Raw genomic sequence first — 14,797 nt, forward strand, 5'->3', positions numbered from 1 at the left:
ATCGCCGCCCATACCCATGGGTTCCCTTGCGGCCGCACACGGGGTTCTCGAAGGGGTTTCCCCTTCGATCACTTTTGCATCCTTTTCTTGACAGAAAAGGATGTGCCCGCCCCGGCACGGAAGAGACTCAACGGCGATCCGCAGCCCCATCCGAAACCCGGTCAGGAAGCACTGCTTCCCTTCGTAATAAAACCGCTCGTCCGCCGCGTCGTTCAGCTTCTCCCAGAATTCCCGCTGATCGGGAGGGAGGATATTTTCCCACTTGTCCCGGACTTTGCTGTATATCCGCTGGGCTTCCTTATATTCCGGGTCCTCCACAGGCTCCGCTTCTCCACAGATGCCCCCCAGAAACAACTTTTCCAATATACTTTCCATTTCACCACCTCATGATTATTTTACACTATTTTCATCTGAATTTACTATTTACATCCTATTCGATGTAAAATTTTACGTTTGAAACCGTTATGCAGATGCATTCGGGCTCTGCATGAGGACAAGGACATCCGGCCATAACCCAATAAAAAAGGAACGCCAAGGCGTTCCTTTTTTCTTTATGCTGGTTCCTTTTTAATTTTAAAGATCATTCTCAGGATTCCCGCGATAAACTTTGGGCTTTTGATGACTACGATTTTCATGCCAAAACCTCCATCAAGATCATGTCCGCGCCGTCTCTCTCAGCACCGCAGGGACCCGATGCCCACAATCAGCAGGCAGATCAGGGAAATGACAGCGATGAATTTAAAAGAAAAACACAGCGCGATGATGATTCCCGCTCCAAAGGCTATGGTCAAGCATGTCAGCGCCCTGCGGTCCTTTCGGCGCCTCATGGACAAACCCACCACCCCTTAGCGTTACTGTAAACCCGTTTTCCAACTGGTTCTGCTCCAGTATACGCCAAAGGCTCAGATTGTGTTCGCTTCTCTTGATAAAACGATGAGCAGGGTGCCCTTTTTGACGGTAATTTCCGCTTTCTCCTCCAAAATCTCATTGCGGGCCCCCAGAGGGAAGCTATGCAGAAGCGTATAGTCGGTCAGCGGATATTTGACCCCCCGGATGGTCACCCCTTCGCACCTTTCCGAATAGGCGAAGAGGGAGAGCTTAAACCCCGGCTGGCGCTTTACCTCCACCGTGGTGTTTGTGATCATGGTGGCGATGTTGTCCGCGTCCATCAGATAGCCCTCGCAGCCGTGATTGGTCAGATAGCACAGCGCCTGGATGTTGGCATAGGTGTGGTCGAACCCGCCGCCGGTGCAGCCGAGAAGGAGGAAATAGCCGCATCCGTACGCGATGCCCTGCTTGACAGCCAGCATGGTGTCGGTGTCGTCCTTTTCCACCTGGTAGGTCATGACCGGCGCGCCATGGGGCACCTCATCCAAGGAATCGAAGTCTCCTAGAATCAGGCTGGGGCGCACCCCCAGCTTCTCGGCCAACTTCACGCCGCCGTCGGCGCAGATGATCATGTCCCCCTCCTCGATCAGCTCCCGCATGCCGCGGGTGTTCCAGACCGGCGCCGCCGAGAGGATTACACATCGTTTCATGGCGCAACATCCCTCCTTCCAGGCCGCCCCCGTCGTGGCGCGCCCGCGTTATTTGAGTTCCCACTCCTTGATGTTCTTCGCATCCTCGTAAAGGGCGCAGTAGCTCTCATGCCGGGAGCGGGGGATGCTCCCTTCCTCCACGGCGGCGAGCACCGCGCAGCCCTTCTCGCAGGTGTGGGAGCAGCCGGTAAACTTGCAGTGAGGAATGCATTCCTCAAACTCCCGGAAGCAGTACTGGAGCTCGTCTTTGAGGATGACCTCGCACCGCTCCAAATCCACCGAGGAAAAACCCGGGGTATCCGCGATGTAGCCGCCCTCCCGCAGCTCATAGAGCTCCACATGGCGGGTGGTGTGGCGGCCCCGGCCCAGCTTCTGGCTGATGTGGGCCGTCTCCAGGGAGAGGCGGTCGTCGATGCGGTTGAGTAAGCTCGACTTCCCTACCCCTGAGTTGCCGCAAAAGGCGCTGAGTTTATTCGTCAGATAAGACCGGACCGCCTCCACGCCCTCCCCGGTCTCGCTGGAGACAAGGAAAGTAGGAAATCCGCATGTCCGGTAAATTTTAGCAAAGCGCTCCGCTTCCTCGCCCTCTAAGTCCGCCTTGCTCACCACCACGGCGGGGGCGATGTCCTTGTGCTCGGCGATGGCGATGAGCTTATCGAGGACCAGGGTGTTGGGCGCGGGCTCCTCGATGGAGGTCACCAAGACGAGGCTGTCGATGTTGGCAAGGGGCGGCCGGACGAGGAAATTCTTCCGCGGCAGGATGTTGGTGACATACCCTTCCTCTTCCCCGGTGGGGGAAATCTCCACCTGATCGCCCACCAGGGGCGTCTGCTCAATCTTTCTGAATTTTCCCCGGGCTCTGCACGCAAACAAGGCATGGGTGGTTTTTACATAGTAAAAACCACCCAATGCTTTGACAATAAGTCCGTGTAACGTTTGGTTCATGTCTTGTGTCCTCATGGCGTGGGGTCAAATCCGGAGGAGTTGTCCACCACCGTCTCCGCCGTGTTCTCGTCGAAGTTGACGCTCCACTGCATGTAGAGCTTGCCATTGAGGTAGACCTTGACGTCCCCGATGCCGTTACCTTTGAAGATGCCCTGCCAGGACTGGTCCTCGCTGGGGATGACCGTCTCGTCGTAGACGATCTGGTCGTTCAGGGTAGCGGTCAGATTGGTTTCGTGTTCATAACGCATGGGCAGCGGCACAAAGAGTCTCGCCTCGCTGCCCTCGCCGCTTCCCGATTCGCCACTTCCCGAGCCGGAAATGGTCAGAGTGACGGCGCTGCCCGCCTTGATCTGGGACCCGGCCTGGGGCTCCTGGGCGATGACGGTGCCGGAGGGCTTGTCGCTGTCGGGATCGGTCTTGACGGAGTTTACCTTGAGCCCCTTCTGCTGCAAGAGCTTCCGGGCGGTTTCCAACTGGATGTCGGTGACATTGGGCATGTCGATGAGCTTTTCCTCGGCGCCCAGGCTCACATAGAGGATAACGGAGGTACCGGCGCCCACTTCAGTGCCCTCCACCGGGTCGGTGCGGATGACTTCGCCGGCGGCCACATCGCTGCTATATTCGGTCTTCTGGCTCACTTCCAGCCCCAAATCGGAGAGCTGGCCCGCGGCCAAGGTGGCCTCCACTCCCGCCACCGGCGGAATGGTGATGACCGTCTTGCCGCTGGACACCTTGATTTTCACTTTCGAGCCCACCTTGACCGTCTTGCCCTGTTTGGGGTTCTGGTCGAAGATGAGGCCCTTGTCGTAGGTGTCGTTGGGCTCCTCGATTTCCACCTCGAATTTAAAGTCCTTGTAGAGTTCGTCGTTGACGATGGACTCGTATTTGAGTCCCACAAAGTCGGGGAGGACCACTTCCTCCACCTTGGCGAAGGGATTGGCCAGCCACACCATGCCCACCACAAATAGGATGGCGATGATGACAAAGGCCAAGGTGATGCCGCCCATGATGGGGATGGCGGGAGATTTCTTGTTGCCCGTATCCTCCGTTTTCTGCTTGCGGGCGGTGGAGATGGCCCGTTTGTACTGGGGCTCCTGCTGCATATAGCGGTATTCAAACTGGATGGAGGGATTTTTCTTAAATTCGTCGATATCGTGGAGCATCTCCGCCGCGCTCTGATAGCGGCGGGTGCGGTCCTTTTGCATGGCGCGCACCGTGATCTCCTCAAGCCCCTCGGGGATATCGGGATTGATCTGGCGGGGGCGCTTGGGCTGGGCCTGAATCTGCTGAATGGCCACGGTCACCGGGCGGTCGGCGTCGAAGGGCAGCTCGCCGGTGAGCATTTCGAAGAGCATGACGCCCACCGAATACAGGTCGGTCTTCTCGTCGGTAACCTCCCCGCAGGCCTGCTCGGGGCTGATATAGTGGACCGATCCGATGGCCCGGTCGGTGATGGTGCGGGTTTCGCTTCTGGCAAAGCGGGCGATGCCGAAATCCATCATCTTGATGGTGCCGTCCTCTAGGAGCATGATGTTCTGGGGTTTGATGTCCCGGTGGACGATACCCTTGTCGTGAGCGTGCTGCAAGGCTCTGAGGATCTGGACGGTAAAATGGACCGCTTCCTTCCACTTGAGGACATGCTGCTGCTCGATATACTCCTTGAGGGTGATGCCGTCGATGTGCTCCATGACGATGGCATAGATGCGGTCGGCGAAGATCACGTCGTAGACCTTGACGATATTGGGGTGGCTGAGCACCGCGATGGCCTTGGATTCGTTTTTAAAACGGCGGAGGAGCTCCTCGTTGGAGAGATATTCCTCCCGGAGGATCTTCACTGCCACCATGCGGTCGGCGGCGATGTCGTGGGCCTTATAGACGTTGGCCATACCGCCCACGCCGATGAGCTCTAAAACCTCATAGCGCCCATCCAGCCGTTTGCCGATGTATTTATCATTTTTGTCCATTGGCTTCAAAATCCTCCTGCCCTTATTGTGTGATGACGACAACGGTGATGTTGTCCTGTCCGCCGTTTTGGTTGGCCTTTTCCACCAGAGCACGGGCGCTGCCCTCCACATCCGCGCCCATCACAATGGCGTGGATTTCCTGGTCGCTGACACAGTTGGTCAGTCCGTCGGTGCAGATGAGTATTCTGTCGTCATCCGATAGGGTGATCTCGTTGTAGTCAATGTCAATGGTTTCCTGGACGCCCACTGCGCGGGTGATGAAGTTTTTGTTGGGGTGGCTTCTCGCCTCTTCCTGGGTGATCTCCCCCTGCTCCACCAGGTATTGGACGATGGAGTGGTCCTTGGTGATCTGTTCCAAGGCGTCGCGGCTCACCTTGTAGGCTCTCGAGTCCCCCGCGTGGGCGATGCAGGCCGTGTCGCCGGAAATGATAATGGCCACCACGGTGGTGCCCATGCCTTTGAGCTCCTCGTCGTTTTGAGCCATGTCGAAGATCATGGCGTTGGCGGCGCTGACTGCGGTAAAGAGGACCGAGCGGATGGAATTGAGCCCCATTTCCTCTTTATAATGGCTGACGATATTTTTGGAGATAATCTGCACCGCTGTCTCGCTGGCGATTTTGCCGCCGCTGGGGCCGCCCATGCCGTCGCATACCACCGCCCAGAGGGTGTTCTCCCCGATGAGGCCGCCCTGTAAGCAGTCTTGGTTATTCTGTCGTATGCGTCCCGCATCGGTTTCGCTGATCATCCTGTACAAACTACGATTCCCCCTCTTGTCCCTGCTGGCGTCTAAGCTGGCCGCAGGCAGCGTTGATATCGGAACCAAGTTCCCGGCGGACGGTGGTGGTCACCCCGTAGCCCGCCAAAATCCTTGCAAACTGCTGAATACTTTCTTTTGAGCCCTTTGTAAAGCCCCGTTCCTTAACGGCGTTGACCGGGATGAGATTGACGTGGCAATTTTTTCCTCCCAGCCTCTTTCCCAGCTCCCTTGCCGCCGCCGGGGTATCGTTGACCCCGCCCACCAGCGCGTACTCGTAGGAGATGCGCCGGCCCGTCATCGAAAAATAGCGGTCGCAAGCGGCGAGCAGCGCGTCGATATCCCACTTGTGGTTGACCGGCATCAGCTCGTTACGGATACTGTTATTGGGCGCGTGCAGGGAGATGGACAGCGTCAACTGCAAATTCTCCTTGGCCAGCGCGTCGATCATGGGCACGATGCCGCAGGTGGAAAGAGAGACGTGGCGCAGGCTCATGTTCATGCCGTCGGGCCCCGAGAGGATGCGCAAGAACTTGAGCACGTTTTCAAAATTGTCCAGCGGCTCCCCGATGCCCATGAGCACCACCGAGTCCACCTTCTCCCCGGTGTCCCGCTGGGCCGTGTAGATTTCGTCGAGCATTTCGGCGGGCGTCAGGTTCCGCGCCAGCCCCATGAGGGTGGAGGCGCAGAATTTGCAGCCCATCCGGCAGCCGGCCTGGGTAGAGATACAAAGGCTGTTGCCGTGCTTATAGCGCATGAAGACGCTCTCCACCATCTGCCCGTCTCTGAGCTCATAGAGATATTTTATCGTATCATCAATAGAAGATACAAGCTTTTTCGTGATTTTTAAGAAATTTATGTAAAAATGCTCCCCCAGCTTTTGGCGCATCTCCTTGGAAATGTTGGTCATTTCCTCAAAAGAGCAGACCTGTTTCTGATGCAGCCAGCGGTAAACCTCTTTGGCCTGAAACTTTTTAAGCCCCAGCTCCAAGAGCAGCGGGGTCATCTCCTCCAGGGTCAGGGATTTGATATCGGCAAGCGCCAAGGCTCGGGTCACCTCTCTTTTCGTAAAGTCGCTAAGAAAAATCCGTCGGAGCCGATGTCTTCCGGAAAGATGGTCAGCTGATGGGCCTGTGCGCGCCCGGGAAAGAGCCGGTCGAAGACTTCCGGCAGCGCCTGGGGGGAAAAGTCCGGGTGTTCAGACAAAAAGCGCCGGACATTTTCCTCGTTTTCGGCGGGGCTCAGCGCACAGGTGGAATAAAGCAGGATGCCGCCCGCCTTCACATAGTTTGCGGCGTTTTGTAAGATCTTATACTGGATGTCCGGCAGAGCGGAAAGCTCCTCCGGGCGTTTATACTTGATTTCCGGCTTGCGGCGGATGATGCCGAGCCCCGAGCAGGGCACGTCGCACAGCACCCGGTCGGCTTGGGGCAGGGCCTCATCATAGACACTCGCGTCCCCCAGCGCCGCCCGGACGCTTCGCAGTCCTAAGCGCTTCGCCCCGTCCTCGATGAGTGCCACCTTGTGGGGATGGATATCAAAGGCCGTTAGATTCCCCGCGTCCTCCATCAACTGGGCCAGGGTGAAGGTCTTGCCCCCCGGGGCGGCGCACAGGTCGTAGACCCGCTCCCCCGGCTTTGGGGCGAGGGCCATGGCGCAAAGCTGGGAGGATAAGTCCTGGATGTGGAAAAGCCCTTCCTTGAAGGCGTCCAGCTCCCGCACCTCCCCCACGCCCTCCAACTGGAGAGCACCTGGGACATGTGGGAGCGCCCTTGCTCCGACGCCCGCTTCATGGAGCCGGGCGGCCAGGGCTTCGGCGGTCAACTTTTGGGTGTTGGCTCTGGCATAGAGGGGCGGACGGCCCAGGGAAGAGCGAAGAAGCCCCTCGCACTTATCTTCCCCATAGCTTTTGTTCCACAGCTTGATGAGCCACCGGGGGCTTGCATAGGCCACGGAAAGATACCCCACCGGGTCCTTCCCTCGGTCGGGGAGGGGAAGGGGCTTTCCCTCCCGGATAAATCCCCGAAGCAGGGCGTTGACAAACCCGGCGGCCCTCCCCTGCCCCATGGCTTTGGCGAGGGCCACGCTCTCGTTGACCGCGGCGCTCTCGGGCACCGTGTCCATGTAAAGGAGCTGATAGAGCCCACACCGCAAAATGGCCCGCACCTCGGGGCGCATCTGGGGAAGCGGGGTCTTGGCGCGGGAAGCGATCACCGCGTCCAAAGTGAGCATCCGCTCAAGCACGCCGTAAAAAAGCGCCGCCGCAAAGGCCCGGTCCTGACTGGAAAGCCCGCTCTGGGAAAGGAGGCGGTCCAGCGTTAAATTGGAGTAGCTCTTGGCCCGCTCCATTTTGATAAGGGCCTTTGCCGTCAGCATCCGGGCCGTATCCATCCGCTTCCCCGCCTTTCGTTCTAAGATGAAGCGCCCTTCAAACGGGCGCGGATTAGTCGCGGTTTCGTCTGCCCGCCAGCAGGACAAGGCGCAATAGCTGCATCAGCGTCACCAGCAGCGCCGCCACATAGGTCATGGCCGCCGCTGAAAGGACCCGTTTGGCCCCTTGGAGCTCTTCCCCGTCCAGCATGCCGCCCTCGCCCAAAACGGCGATGGCCCGGCGGCTGGCGTTAAACTCCACCGGCAGGGTCACCAGCTGAAACACCGCCACGGCGCTAAAGAGCAGGATGCCCGCGATGACCAGGGGCCGGGCGCCCATGAAAAAGCCCAGGATCACCAGCGGAATGGAGATGGTGGAGCAAAGATTGGTCACCGGCACCAGGCTGTTGCGCACCTTGATGGGGGTATAGGCCGTCCCGTACTGAACCGCGTGGCCCGCCTCGTGGGCCGCCACCCCCAACGCCGCCACCGACGTGGAGTGATACACGCTCCCCGACAGGCGGATGACGCCCGCTTTGGGGTCGAAGTGGTCGCTGAGCTTGCCGTCGATCATCTGAACCTGGATATGGGAAAGCCCATTCCGGTCCAGGATGCGGCGGGCCGCCTCGGCGGCGGTGAGTCCGCTGCGGGAGAGCACCCGCTCATAGCGGCTAAAGGTGGTGGAAACTTTCAGCTGCGCCCACACGGATAAAAGCAGCGCGGGCACCACCAAAATGAGATAATAGAGATCGTAATAATAAAACATTGTTCCTCCCCATGGCTTGTCAATTGGCGCGCGCGGGCCCGCGGGCCATCCCGGCAGGCTGACCCTCATTGTACGCCCCACATTTGACCAATCCATGAATGGTTCCCTAAGAATTTCGAACGATTACCCGCCGAAGGCCGTGCCCTTTTCGAGCCTGCGCCCCCGCAGGAAGTCGACGCCGCTCATCCGCTTTTTGCCCTCCAGCGCCACCTCCAAAAACTCCACCGCGCCTCCGCCGCATCCGACGATCAGGCGCTCTCCGCTGAGCAGACGTCCGGGTTCCCCGGCATATCCCGCCGCCGGTTTGGCCGCGAAGACCTTGAGCTTTTTGTCCCCCAAGGTGGTGAAGGCCACCGGCCAGGGGTTGAGGCCCCGCACCAGGTTGTGGATTTCTTCGGCGCTTTTTGAAAAGTCGAGCCGGGCGAGCTTTTTGTCCAGCATGGGCGCGTAGGTGGATGCCTCGTCGTTCTGGGGCTCTCTGGGCACCTCGCCCCTCTCGAAGAGGGCGATGGTTTCCATCAGGCACTGTGCCCCCAGCGCCATCAAGCGGTCGAAGAGTTCCCCGGCGGTCTCGTCCTCCCCGATGGGGGTGGCTTTTTTGAGTATCATGTCGCCGGTGTCCAGCCCCTCGCCCATGAACATGGTGGTGATGCCGGTTTCCTTCTCCCCACGGATGACGCTCCACTGGATGGGACCCGCGCCCCGGTATTTGGGGAGCAGGGAGCCGTGGACATTGACGCAGCCGAGGACCGGAATGTCCAGCACCGCCTTGGGCAGAATCTTGCCGTAGGCCACCACCACGATGAGTTCCGGCTTGAGGGCGCGAAGCTGTTCCACCACCGCCGCATCCTTAAAGGTGGTGGGCTGGAAGACCGGCAGCCCCAGTTCCAGCGCCAGCTCCTTGACCGGGGAAAAGGTCATCTGATAGCCCCGGCCCTTAGGCTTGTCCGGCTGGGTGTAGACCCCCAGAATATGGTGCCCGCCCTCCGCGAGGGCACGCAGGCAGGGAACGGCGAAATCGGGCGTCCCCATGAATACAAGGTTCATCTCTATTTCCTCCCCACAGGAGACCGTCCCCCGGCGCTCCCCTGTGCTGGGGAAACGCCGGGGACGCTCCAAAGTCTTAGTCGTCCTGCAGCATCCGGGTGGCGATGTCTTTAAAGAGACGTCCGGAAAGATGGTCGATTTCGTGGCACATGGCCCGGGCGGTGAGCTCGCTTCCTTTGAGGAGGATCTTTTCCCCGTAGCGGTTCTGGGCCGCCACCTTGACGTGCATGGGCCGCGCCACAATGCCTGCCTCCCCGGGACAGGACAGACACCCTTCCGGGCCCTCCTGCTTCCCCTTCTCCTCCACGATCTGGGGGTTAATCAGCTCGATGAGGCCGTCCCCGGCGTCGATGACCACCGCCTGGCGGAGCACGCCGATCTGAGGCGCTGCCAGTCCCGCGCCGTCGGAGGCATACATGGTTTCGGCCATATCGTCGAGCATGGTCCACAGCCGCTCGTTAAAATCGGTGACGGGACGGCATTTCTTGCGGAGAATCTCGTCCCCTTCCAGTACAATTTGTCTGATTGCCATGGTTCTAGTATCTCCTTTTTTCTCAAAAATTCTCTATTGGTTCGAATCAAAATAGAGATCGGCGAAGAGGGAGACATCGGAAAATTCCTTTTGCTTTCCAAGCTCCGTCAATAGCTCGCCCATCATCCTTCTGAAATTGTCGTCGTTTCTGCATTTGATGATGACACGGTAGCGGTATTTGTTGCTCACCTTCAATATGCCAAAGCCCGTGGGCCCCAGCACCTTGATGGGAAGGGAGGCATACTCCCGGGTCACCTTTTCCCTCATCCGCTCCACAAAGAGCCCCGCCGCCCGGATGACCTGGCTCTCCCGCTCGCCGGAAAAACCCACCGAGCAGATGGAGCAGAAGGGCGGATAGAGCATCACCTTGCGGTTTAAGATCTCATCCTCAAAAAAGCGGTCGTAATCCTGGGCCGCCGCCACCTCGATCACCGGATTTTCCGGCGTGTAGGTCTGGATATAGGCCTTCCCCGGCAGATCGTTTCTGCCGCACCGGCCCACCACCTGGGTCATCAGGCCAAAAGCCCGCTCATAAGCCCTGAAATCGGTGGAATACAGGGCCTGATCGATGGATAATACCGCCACCATGGTCACCTTGGGAAAATTGAGCCCCTTGGCCACCATCTGGGTGCCGATCATCACATCATATTCGCCCCGCCTAAAGGCGTCAAAGTTTTTCTGGTAGGAAAATTTGGACATGGTGGTGTCCATGTCCATCCGCAGCACCCTGGCCCCCGGCAAAATCTCCCGTAGCTGTTCCTCGGCCTGCTGGGTCCCCACCCCCACAAAGCTCAGATGGTCAAAGCCGCACTCGGGGCAGACGCGGGGGACCTCCTCGCTGTATCCGCAGTAGTGGCACATGAGCCGGCCGTTCATGCGGTGATAGGTCATGGAAATGCTGCAGTGGGGGCATTTCCACACATGCCCGCAGGACGGGCACCGCACACTGGTGTGGTAGCCCCGGCGATTGAGGAGCAGAATTGCCTGCTCGCCTTTTTGGAGCGTCTTTTTGAGCGCGTCCAAAACGGCGGCGCTGTAAATGGAGGTGTTGCCCTCCATGGCGCCCATACGCATGTCCACAATATAGGTCTCCGGGAGCTTGGCCGCGGCGTAGCGCCGGCGCATGCTCACCAGATGGTAGCGCCCCGTTTTGGCGAAGTAGAAGCTCTCCACCGACGGGGTGGCGGAGGAGAGTAAAAGCATGGCTCCGTGGTAGTTGCAGCGGACCTTGGCCACATCCCTGGCGTGGAAGCGGGGGGAGGACTCCGATTTATAGGTGTGCTCCTGCTCCTCGTCAATGATGATAAGCCCGATGTGCTCAAGCGGGGCGAAGACCGCGCTGCGGGTGCCCACCACCACCTGGACTTCCCCCCGGCGGATGCGTTTCCATTCGTCCAGGCGCTGTCCCATGGAGAGGGCGCTGTGCATCACCGCCACATTCTTCCCAAAGCACCGGTGGAAGTATTCCACCGTCTGGGGGGTCAGGGAGATTTCCGGCACCATGACGATGACCGACTTCCCATCGGCGATGACCTGTTTTGTCAGCTTCAAAAAGACGGAGGTCTTGCCGCTGCCGGTGACGCCGTAGAGCAGGGCGGTCGTATAACGCCCCGAACGGTAATCGGCATAAAGCTGGTTGTAGGCCTTCTGCTGGTAGTCGGAGAGGGTGATGGCGAGGGGCTCTTCCGAAGTCGCGGGCTCTTGCGGGCTGCGGTAGACTTCACATTCCAGATATTCCACCACCCCGGCGTCCCGCAGCCGGTCGGTGACGGCCCGGGTCACCCCGGTAAAGTACCCGATCTCCTTGAGGGTGGCAGAACCCACCTCCTCGAGAAATTCGGCCACCGCCTGCTGCTTTTGGGTCAGCTTTTTGTCGGGAGGGGGCTCCTCCCCCGTCAGGCGCACCATGGTCACCGTCTCGTCCAATACCCGGCGGTGGACATCCTCGAGCTTTGCGATGAGCCCTAGTCCCTGCAGCTTCTCTAAAAGGGATTTGGGGTCTGCAAAGCCCAGGTCCGCCTTGATTTTTTGCTCCTGGACCCCGTCTTTGCGGTTTTTGATGTAGGTGTAAAGCCGGCTCTCGTCCCCGGAAAGGTTCATGGCCTCCTCGGCGTAGGGGTCCCGGAGGGCCGTGTACCGGGGCCTGATTTCATACCCCAGGCCGCCGGGGAGCACACAGCGCAGGGCGTCGAACCAGGTGCAGAAGGTGCTCTCCTTGAGCGCCCGCATGAGCCGGAGCATCTCGCTTGTGAGGACGGGCCTCTCGTCGATGACCCGGCTGACCGGCTTGAGAAAGCTCTCCCGCTCCCGCTCGCCAAAGCCCAAAACCACACCCTGGCGCTTTTGGTTGCCCCGTCCGAAGGGGACCAGCACCCGGCAGCCCACCAGCGCGGAGGACTGGCCCGGTTTCGGCGGGAGATAATCGTATAATTTGTCAAAATGAAAGGCAGCTTTGTCCACTGCGACCTTCACTACGTCCACCACAGCGATGACAAGCCACCTCCATTTTCCCGTTGTGTCGTCAAAGAGCCAACAGCCGGTCCAGAATCACGTCGGCCAGCTCCTCTTTCTCCATGAGGGGGAGGCGCTCCGCGCCTTCTTTGGTCAGCAGGGTGACGATGTTGGTATCCACCCCAAAGCCCGCGCCCGCCTCGCTTAAGGAATTGGCCACGATCATGTCGGCGTTTTTGGCGTTTAACTTTTTGGCGGAATTTTCGAGGAGATCCCGCGTCTCCATGGAGAAGCCGCAGACGATCTGCCCCGGGCGCTTGTGCTCCCCCACATAGCGCAGGATGTCCGGGTTTTTGACAAGGCGCACCTCCATGGTGTCCTCCCCGGCTTTTTTGATCTTATCCCTGGCCGTGGTTTCAGGGCGGAAGTCCCCCACCGCCGCCGTTTTGACGACGATGTCGGCTTCTTCCATGCGCGCCTTGACCTCCTCGAACATCTCAAGGGCCGAGCGCACGTCCACCCGGCAGACGCCCTGGGGCGTGGGCAGGGCGACGGGACCGGCCACCAGCGTCACCTGAGCGCCCCGCAGGGCGGCCCGGCGGGCGACGGCGAAGCCCATCTTCCCGCTGGAATGGTTGGTGATATAGCGCACCGGGTCCAAAGCCTCCTGGGTGGGGCCGGCCGTCACCAGCACCCGCTTGCCCACAAGGTCTTGTTTCTCATGCAAAAGAAAACAAATCCGCTCGAAGATTTCCTCCGGCTCGGCCAGACGCCCCCTGCCCACATCGGCGCAGGCGAGGCGACCCACCCCCGGTTCGACCAGGGATACGCCCAGCTCCTCCAGCGCTTTCAGGTTGCGCTGGGTCACTGGGTTTTCATACATACCGGTGTTCATGGCCGGGGCCACCAGCTTTTTGCAGGAAGCCGCCAGCCAGGTGGTGGAAAGCATGTCGTCGGCCAGACCGCAGGCAAATTTGGCGATGATGTTGGCGGTGGCGGGGGCCACCACAAACAGGTCCGCCCGCTTGGCCAAGGCCACATGTTCCACATTCCACTGGAAGTTGCGGTCAAAGGTGTCGGTGACGCACTTTTGGCCGGTAAGCGTTTCAAAGGTGAGAGGGGCGACAAACTCCATGGCGTTTTGGGTCATGATGACGTGGACCTCACCCCCCGCTTTGACAAGGGAGCTGGCAAGATAGGCCGCCTTGTAGGCGGCGATGCCGCCGGTGACGCCCAGTACGATGGTTTTGCCCTTAAGCTGCTTCATGGAATCGCCCTCCTTCCCTTTTTATTCGATGTCCTGGCCGATATTGTACGGCTCCACCAGCTTATATTTATTGTTGGTAAATTCCTCTACCGCAATTTGGACCGGTTTTTCCACCAGAATATCATGGCTTTCCTCCGCGTCCTCGGCGATCTGGCGGGCCCGTTTGGCCACGGCCACCACCAGCGAGTAGTAGCTCTGACCCGGTTTTAAAATATGGGATGTCACTGCCGGTTTAAGCATCTTCAAGCACCTCTTCCACAAACTGTTTCATATGATTCATGCTGCATTTTTGCGCGCAGACAATGGCGTCCAATTTTTCCAGCGCGTTGTCGATGGTGTCGTTGATGACCACGTAGTCATACTCTTTCGCCATGGCGATCTCGCTGTGGGAACGCTCCAAACGGCGGCGGATGGTCTCCTCGTCCTCGGTCTTGCGGTCCACCAGACGCCGGGTCAGCTCCTGCATGTTGGGGGGCATGATGAAGATGAAGATGGCGTCGGGGCAGCTCTCTTTGATCTGCATGGCGCCCTGGACCTCGATTTCCAAAATCACGTCCAGTCCGTCCTCCAGCATCTGCTCCACCGGCTCCCGGGGCGTGCCGTATTGGTGGCCGCTGTAAGTGGCGTATTCGAGCATCTCGTTTTGCTCAATCTTTTTGTCAAATTCCTTTTCGGTGAGAAAATAGTAGTGCACGCCGCTGACTTCTCCTGTCCTCGGCTGGCGGGTGGTGGCTGAAATCGATAGCCGCGCCCCCGGGTTCTTTTCCAGATAGCTGCGCAATACCGTGCCTTTTCCCACCCCGGAGGGCCCGGAAAGGACGATCAACAGTCCTCGTTTATTCATCTTCCTCCATCTCCTCTTCCTCGTCGTCGATCAGGCGGTTGGCCACCGTTTCCGGCTGGACGGCCGAAAGGATGACATGGTCGCTGTCGGTAATGATGACCGCACGGGTCCGGCGGCCGTAGGTGGCGTCGATCAGGGTGCCGCGGTCCCGGGCGTCCTGAATGATGCGCTTGATGGGCGCGGACTCCGGGCTGACAATGGCCACCAGCCGGTTTGCGGACACCATGTTGCCGAATCCGATATTGATCAGTTTCATGTCGGTACTCCTTTTTTATGATGCCGGCGGAAGTTTGGCTCTTCCCCGCGCCGCCGGGCGCCG

At 59.2% G+C, this 14,797-nt stretch carries 16 protein-coding genes; all 16 read right to left on the bottom strand.

Features of this window, described 5'->3' with window-relative positions; translation table 11 throughout:
* A partial coding sequence (locus tag H8709_RS08755; RefSeq protein ID WP_262398002.1) for a DUF6809 family protein occupies nucleotides 1-375 on the bottom strand: 375 nt, incomplete at its 3' end.
* Nucleotides 376-551: 176 nt separating this feature from the next.
* Nucleotides 552-635 carry a stage V sporulation protein SpoVM gene (gene spoVM / locus H8709_RS11885; protein ID WP_224771641.1) on the bottom strand — a complete coding sequence of 28 codons (84 nt, stop codon included), beginning with the start codon at nucleotides 633-635 and terminating at the stop codon, nucleotides 552-554.
* Nucleotides 636-902: 267 nt separating this feature from the next.
* Complete coding sequence (locus H8709_RS08760) at nucleotides 903-1,538, bottom strand: thiamine diphosphokinase (protein ID WP_262398003.1); 636 nt, start codon at nucleotides 1,536-1,538, stop codon at nucleotides 903-905.
* 48 nt (nucleotides 1,539-1,586) lie between these two features.
* Nucleotides 1,587-2,483, bottom strand: a complete 897-nt coding sequence (gene rsgA, locus H8709_RS08765) for a ribosome small subunit-dependent GTPase A (RefSeq protein WP_262398004.1) — start codon at nucleotides 2,481-2,483, stop codon at nucleotides 1,587-1,589.
* Nucleotides 2,484-2,494: 11 nt separating this feature from the next.
* Nucleotides 2,495-4,447, bottom strand: coding sequence for a Stk1 family PASTA domain-containing Ser/Thr kinase (gene pknB / locus H8709_RS08770; RefSeq protein ID WP_262398005.1), 1,953 nt, complete (start codon nucleotides 4,445-4,447; stop codon nucleotides 2,495-2,497).
* 22 nt (nucleotides 4,448-4,469) lie between these two features.
* Nucleotides 4,470-5,192, bottom strand: a complete 723-nt coding sequence (locus H8709_RS08775) for a Stp1/IreP family PP2C-type Ser/Thr phosphatase (RefSeq protein ID WP_262398180.1) — start codon at nucleotides 5,190-5,192, stop codon at nucleotides 4,470-4,472.
* Between the two features lie 10 nt (nucleotides 5,193-5,202).
* Nucleotides 5,203-6,246 carry a 23S rRNA (adenine(2503)-C(2))-methyltransferase RlmN gene (rlmN, locus tag H8709_RS08780; protein ID WP_262398006.1) on the bottom strand — a complete coding sequence of 348 codons (1,044 nt, stop codon included), beginning with the start codon at nucleotides 6,244-6,246 and terminating at the stop codon, nucleotides 5,203-5,205.
* 8 nt (nucleotides 6,247-6,254) lie between these two features.
* Nucleotides 6,255-7,592, bottom strand: a complete 1,338-nt coding sequence (gene rsmB / locus H8709_RS08785; protein ID WP_262398007.1) for a 16S rRNA (cytosine(967)-C(5))-methyltransferase RsmB — start codon at nucleotides 7,590-7,592, stop codon at nucleotides 6,255-6,257.
* Nucleotides 7,593-7,644: 52 nt separating this feature from the next.
* Nucleotides 7,645-8,337, bottom strand: coding sequence for a zinc metallopeptidase (locus H8709_RS08790; protein WP_262398008.1), 693 nt, complete (start codon nucleotides 8,335-8,337; stop codon nucleotides 7,645-7,647).
* Between the two features lie 123 nt (nucleotides 8,338-8,460).
* The gene (gene fmt, locus H8709_RS08795) at nucleotides 8,461-9,384 is read right to left on the bottom strand and encodes a methionyl-tRNA formyltransferase (protein ID WP_262398009.1); all 924 of its coding nucleotides are present in this window, start codon (nucleotides 9,382-9,384) and stop codon (nucleotides 8,461-8,463) included.
* 76 nt (nucleotides 9,385-9,460) lie between these two features.
* Nucleotides 9,461-9,916, bottom strand: coding sequence for a peptide deformylase (gene def, locus H8709_RS08800; protein WP_262398010.1), 456 nt, complete (start codon nucleotides 9,914-9,916; stop codon nucleotides 9,461-9,463).
* A gap of 33 nt (nucleotides 9,917-9,949) precedes the next feature.
* Nucleotides 9,950-12,400, bottom strand: coding sequence for a replication restart helicase PriA (priA, locus tag H8709_RS08805; protein WP_262398011.1), 2,451 nt, complete (start codon nucleotides 12,398-12,400; stop codon nucleotides 9,950-9,952).
* Between the two features lie 37 nt (nucleotides 12,401-12,437).
* A complete protein-coding gene (coaBC, locus tag H8709_RS08810) occupies nucleotides 12,438-13,634 on the bottom strand; it encodes a bifunctional phosphopantothenoylcysteine decarboxylase/phosphopantothenate--cysteine ligase CoaBC (protein ID WP_262398012.1) in 1,197 nt (398 codons plus the stop codon).
* Nucleotides 13,635-13,655: 21 nt separating this feature from the next.
* Nucleotides 13,656-13,874: a DNA-directed RNA polymerase subunit omega gene (locus H8709_RS08815; RefSeq protein ID WP_262398013.1), complete on the bottom strand. Its 219-nt coding sequence runs from the start codon at nucleotides 13,872-13,874 to the stop codon at nucleotides 13,656-13,658.
* Nucleotides 13,867-14,478 (bottom strand): guanylate kinase, encoded by a 612-nt coding sequence (gmk, locus tag H8709_RS08820; RefSeq protein ID WP_262398014.1) that lies wholly within the window; start codon nucleotides 14,476-14,478, stop codon nucleotides 13,867-13,869. The genes H8709_RS08815 and gmk overlap by 8 nt, the downstream gene beginning before the upstream one ends.
* Nucleotides 14,471-14,734, bottom strand: a complete 264-nt coding sequence (gene remA, locus H8709_RS08825) for an extracellular matrix/biofilm regulator RemA (protein WP_262398015.1) — start codon at nucleotides 14,732-14,734, stop codon at nucleotides 14,471-14,473. Before remA ends, gmk begins: the two co-directional genes overlap by 8 nt.
* Nucleotides 14,735-14,797 lie beyond the last annotated feature (63 nt).

It is taken from the genome of Zongyangia hominis (genome assembly GCF_014385095.1).
Classification (GTDB): Bacteria; Bacillota; Clostridia; order Oscillospirales; family Ruminococcaceae; genus Zongyangia; species Zongyangia hominis.

Coding starts and splice junctions, on each gene's coding strand:
- spoVM (WP_224771641.1), bottom strand. CDS start 635: ATGAAAATCGTAGTCATCAAAAGCCCAAAGTTTATCGCGGGAATCCTG.
- H8709_RS08760 (WP_262398003.1), bottom strand. CDS start 1,538: ATGAAACGATGTGTAATCCTCTCGGCGGCGCCGGTCTGGAACACCCGC.
- rsgA (WP_262398004.1), bottom strand. CDS start 2,483: ATGAACCAAACGTTACACGGACTTATTGTCAAAGCATTGGGTGGTTTT.
- pknB (WP_262398005.1), bottom strand. CDS start 4,447: ATGGACAAAAATGATAAATACATCGGCAAACGGCTGGATGGGCGCTAT.
- H8709_RS08775 (WP_262398180.1), bottom strand. CDS start 5,192: ATGATCAGCGAAACCGATGCGGGACGCATACGACAGAATAACCAAGAC.
- rsmB (WP_262398007.1), bottom strand. CDS start 7,592: ATGGATACGGCCCGGATGCTGACGGCAAAGGCCCTTATCAAAATGGAG.
- H8709_RS08790 (WP_262398008.1), bottom strand. CDS start 8,337: ATGTTTTATTATTACGATCTCTATTATCTCATTTTGGTGGTGCCCGCG.
- fmt (WP_262398009.1), bottom strand. CDS start 9,384: ATGAACCTTGTATTCATGGGGACGCCCGATTTCGCCGTTCCCTGCCTG.
- def (WP_262398010.1), bottom strand. CDS start 9,916: ATGGCAATCAGACAAATTGTACTGGAAGGGGACGAGATTCTCCGCAAG.
- coaBC (WP_262398012.1), bottom strand. CDS start 13,634: ATGAAGCAGCTTAAGGGCAAAACCATCGTACTGGGCGTCACCGGCGGC.
- H8709_RS08815 (WP_262398013.1), bottom strand. CDS start 13,874: ATGCTTAAACCGGCAGTGACATCCCATATTTTAAAACCGGGTCAGAGC.
- gmk (WP_262398014.1), bottom strand. CDS start 14,478: ATGAATAAACGAGGACTGTTGATCGTCCTTTCCGGGCCCTCCGGGGTG.
- remA (WP_262398015.1), bottom strand. CDS start 14,734: ATGAAACTGATCAATATCGGATTCGGCAACATGGTGTCCGCAAACCGG.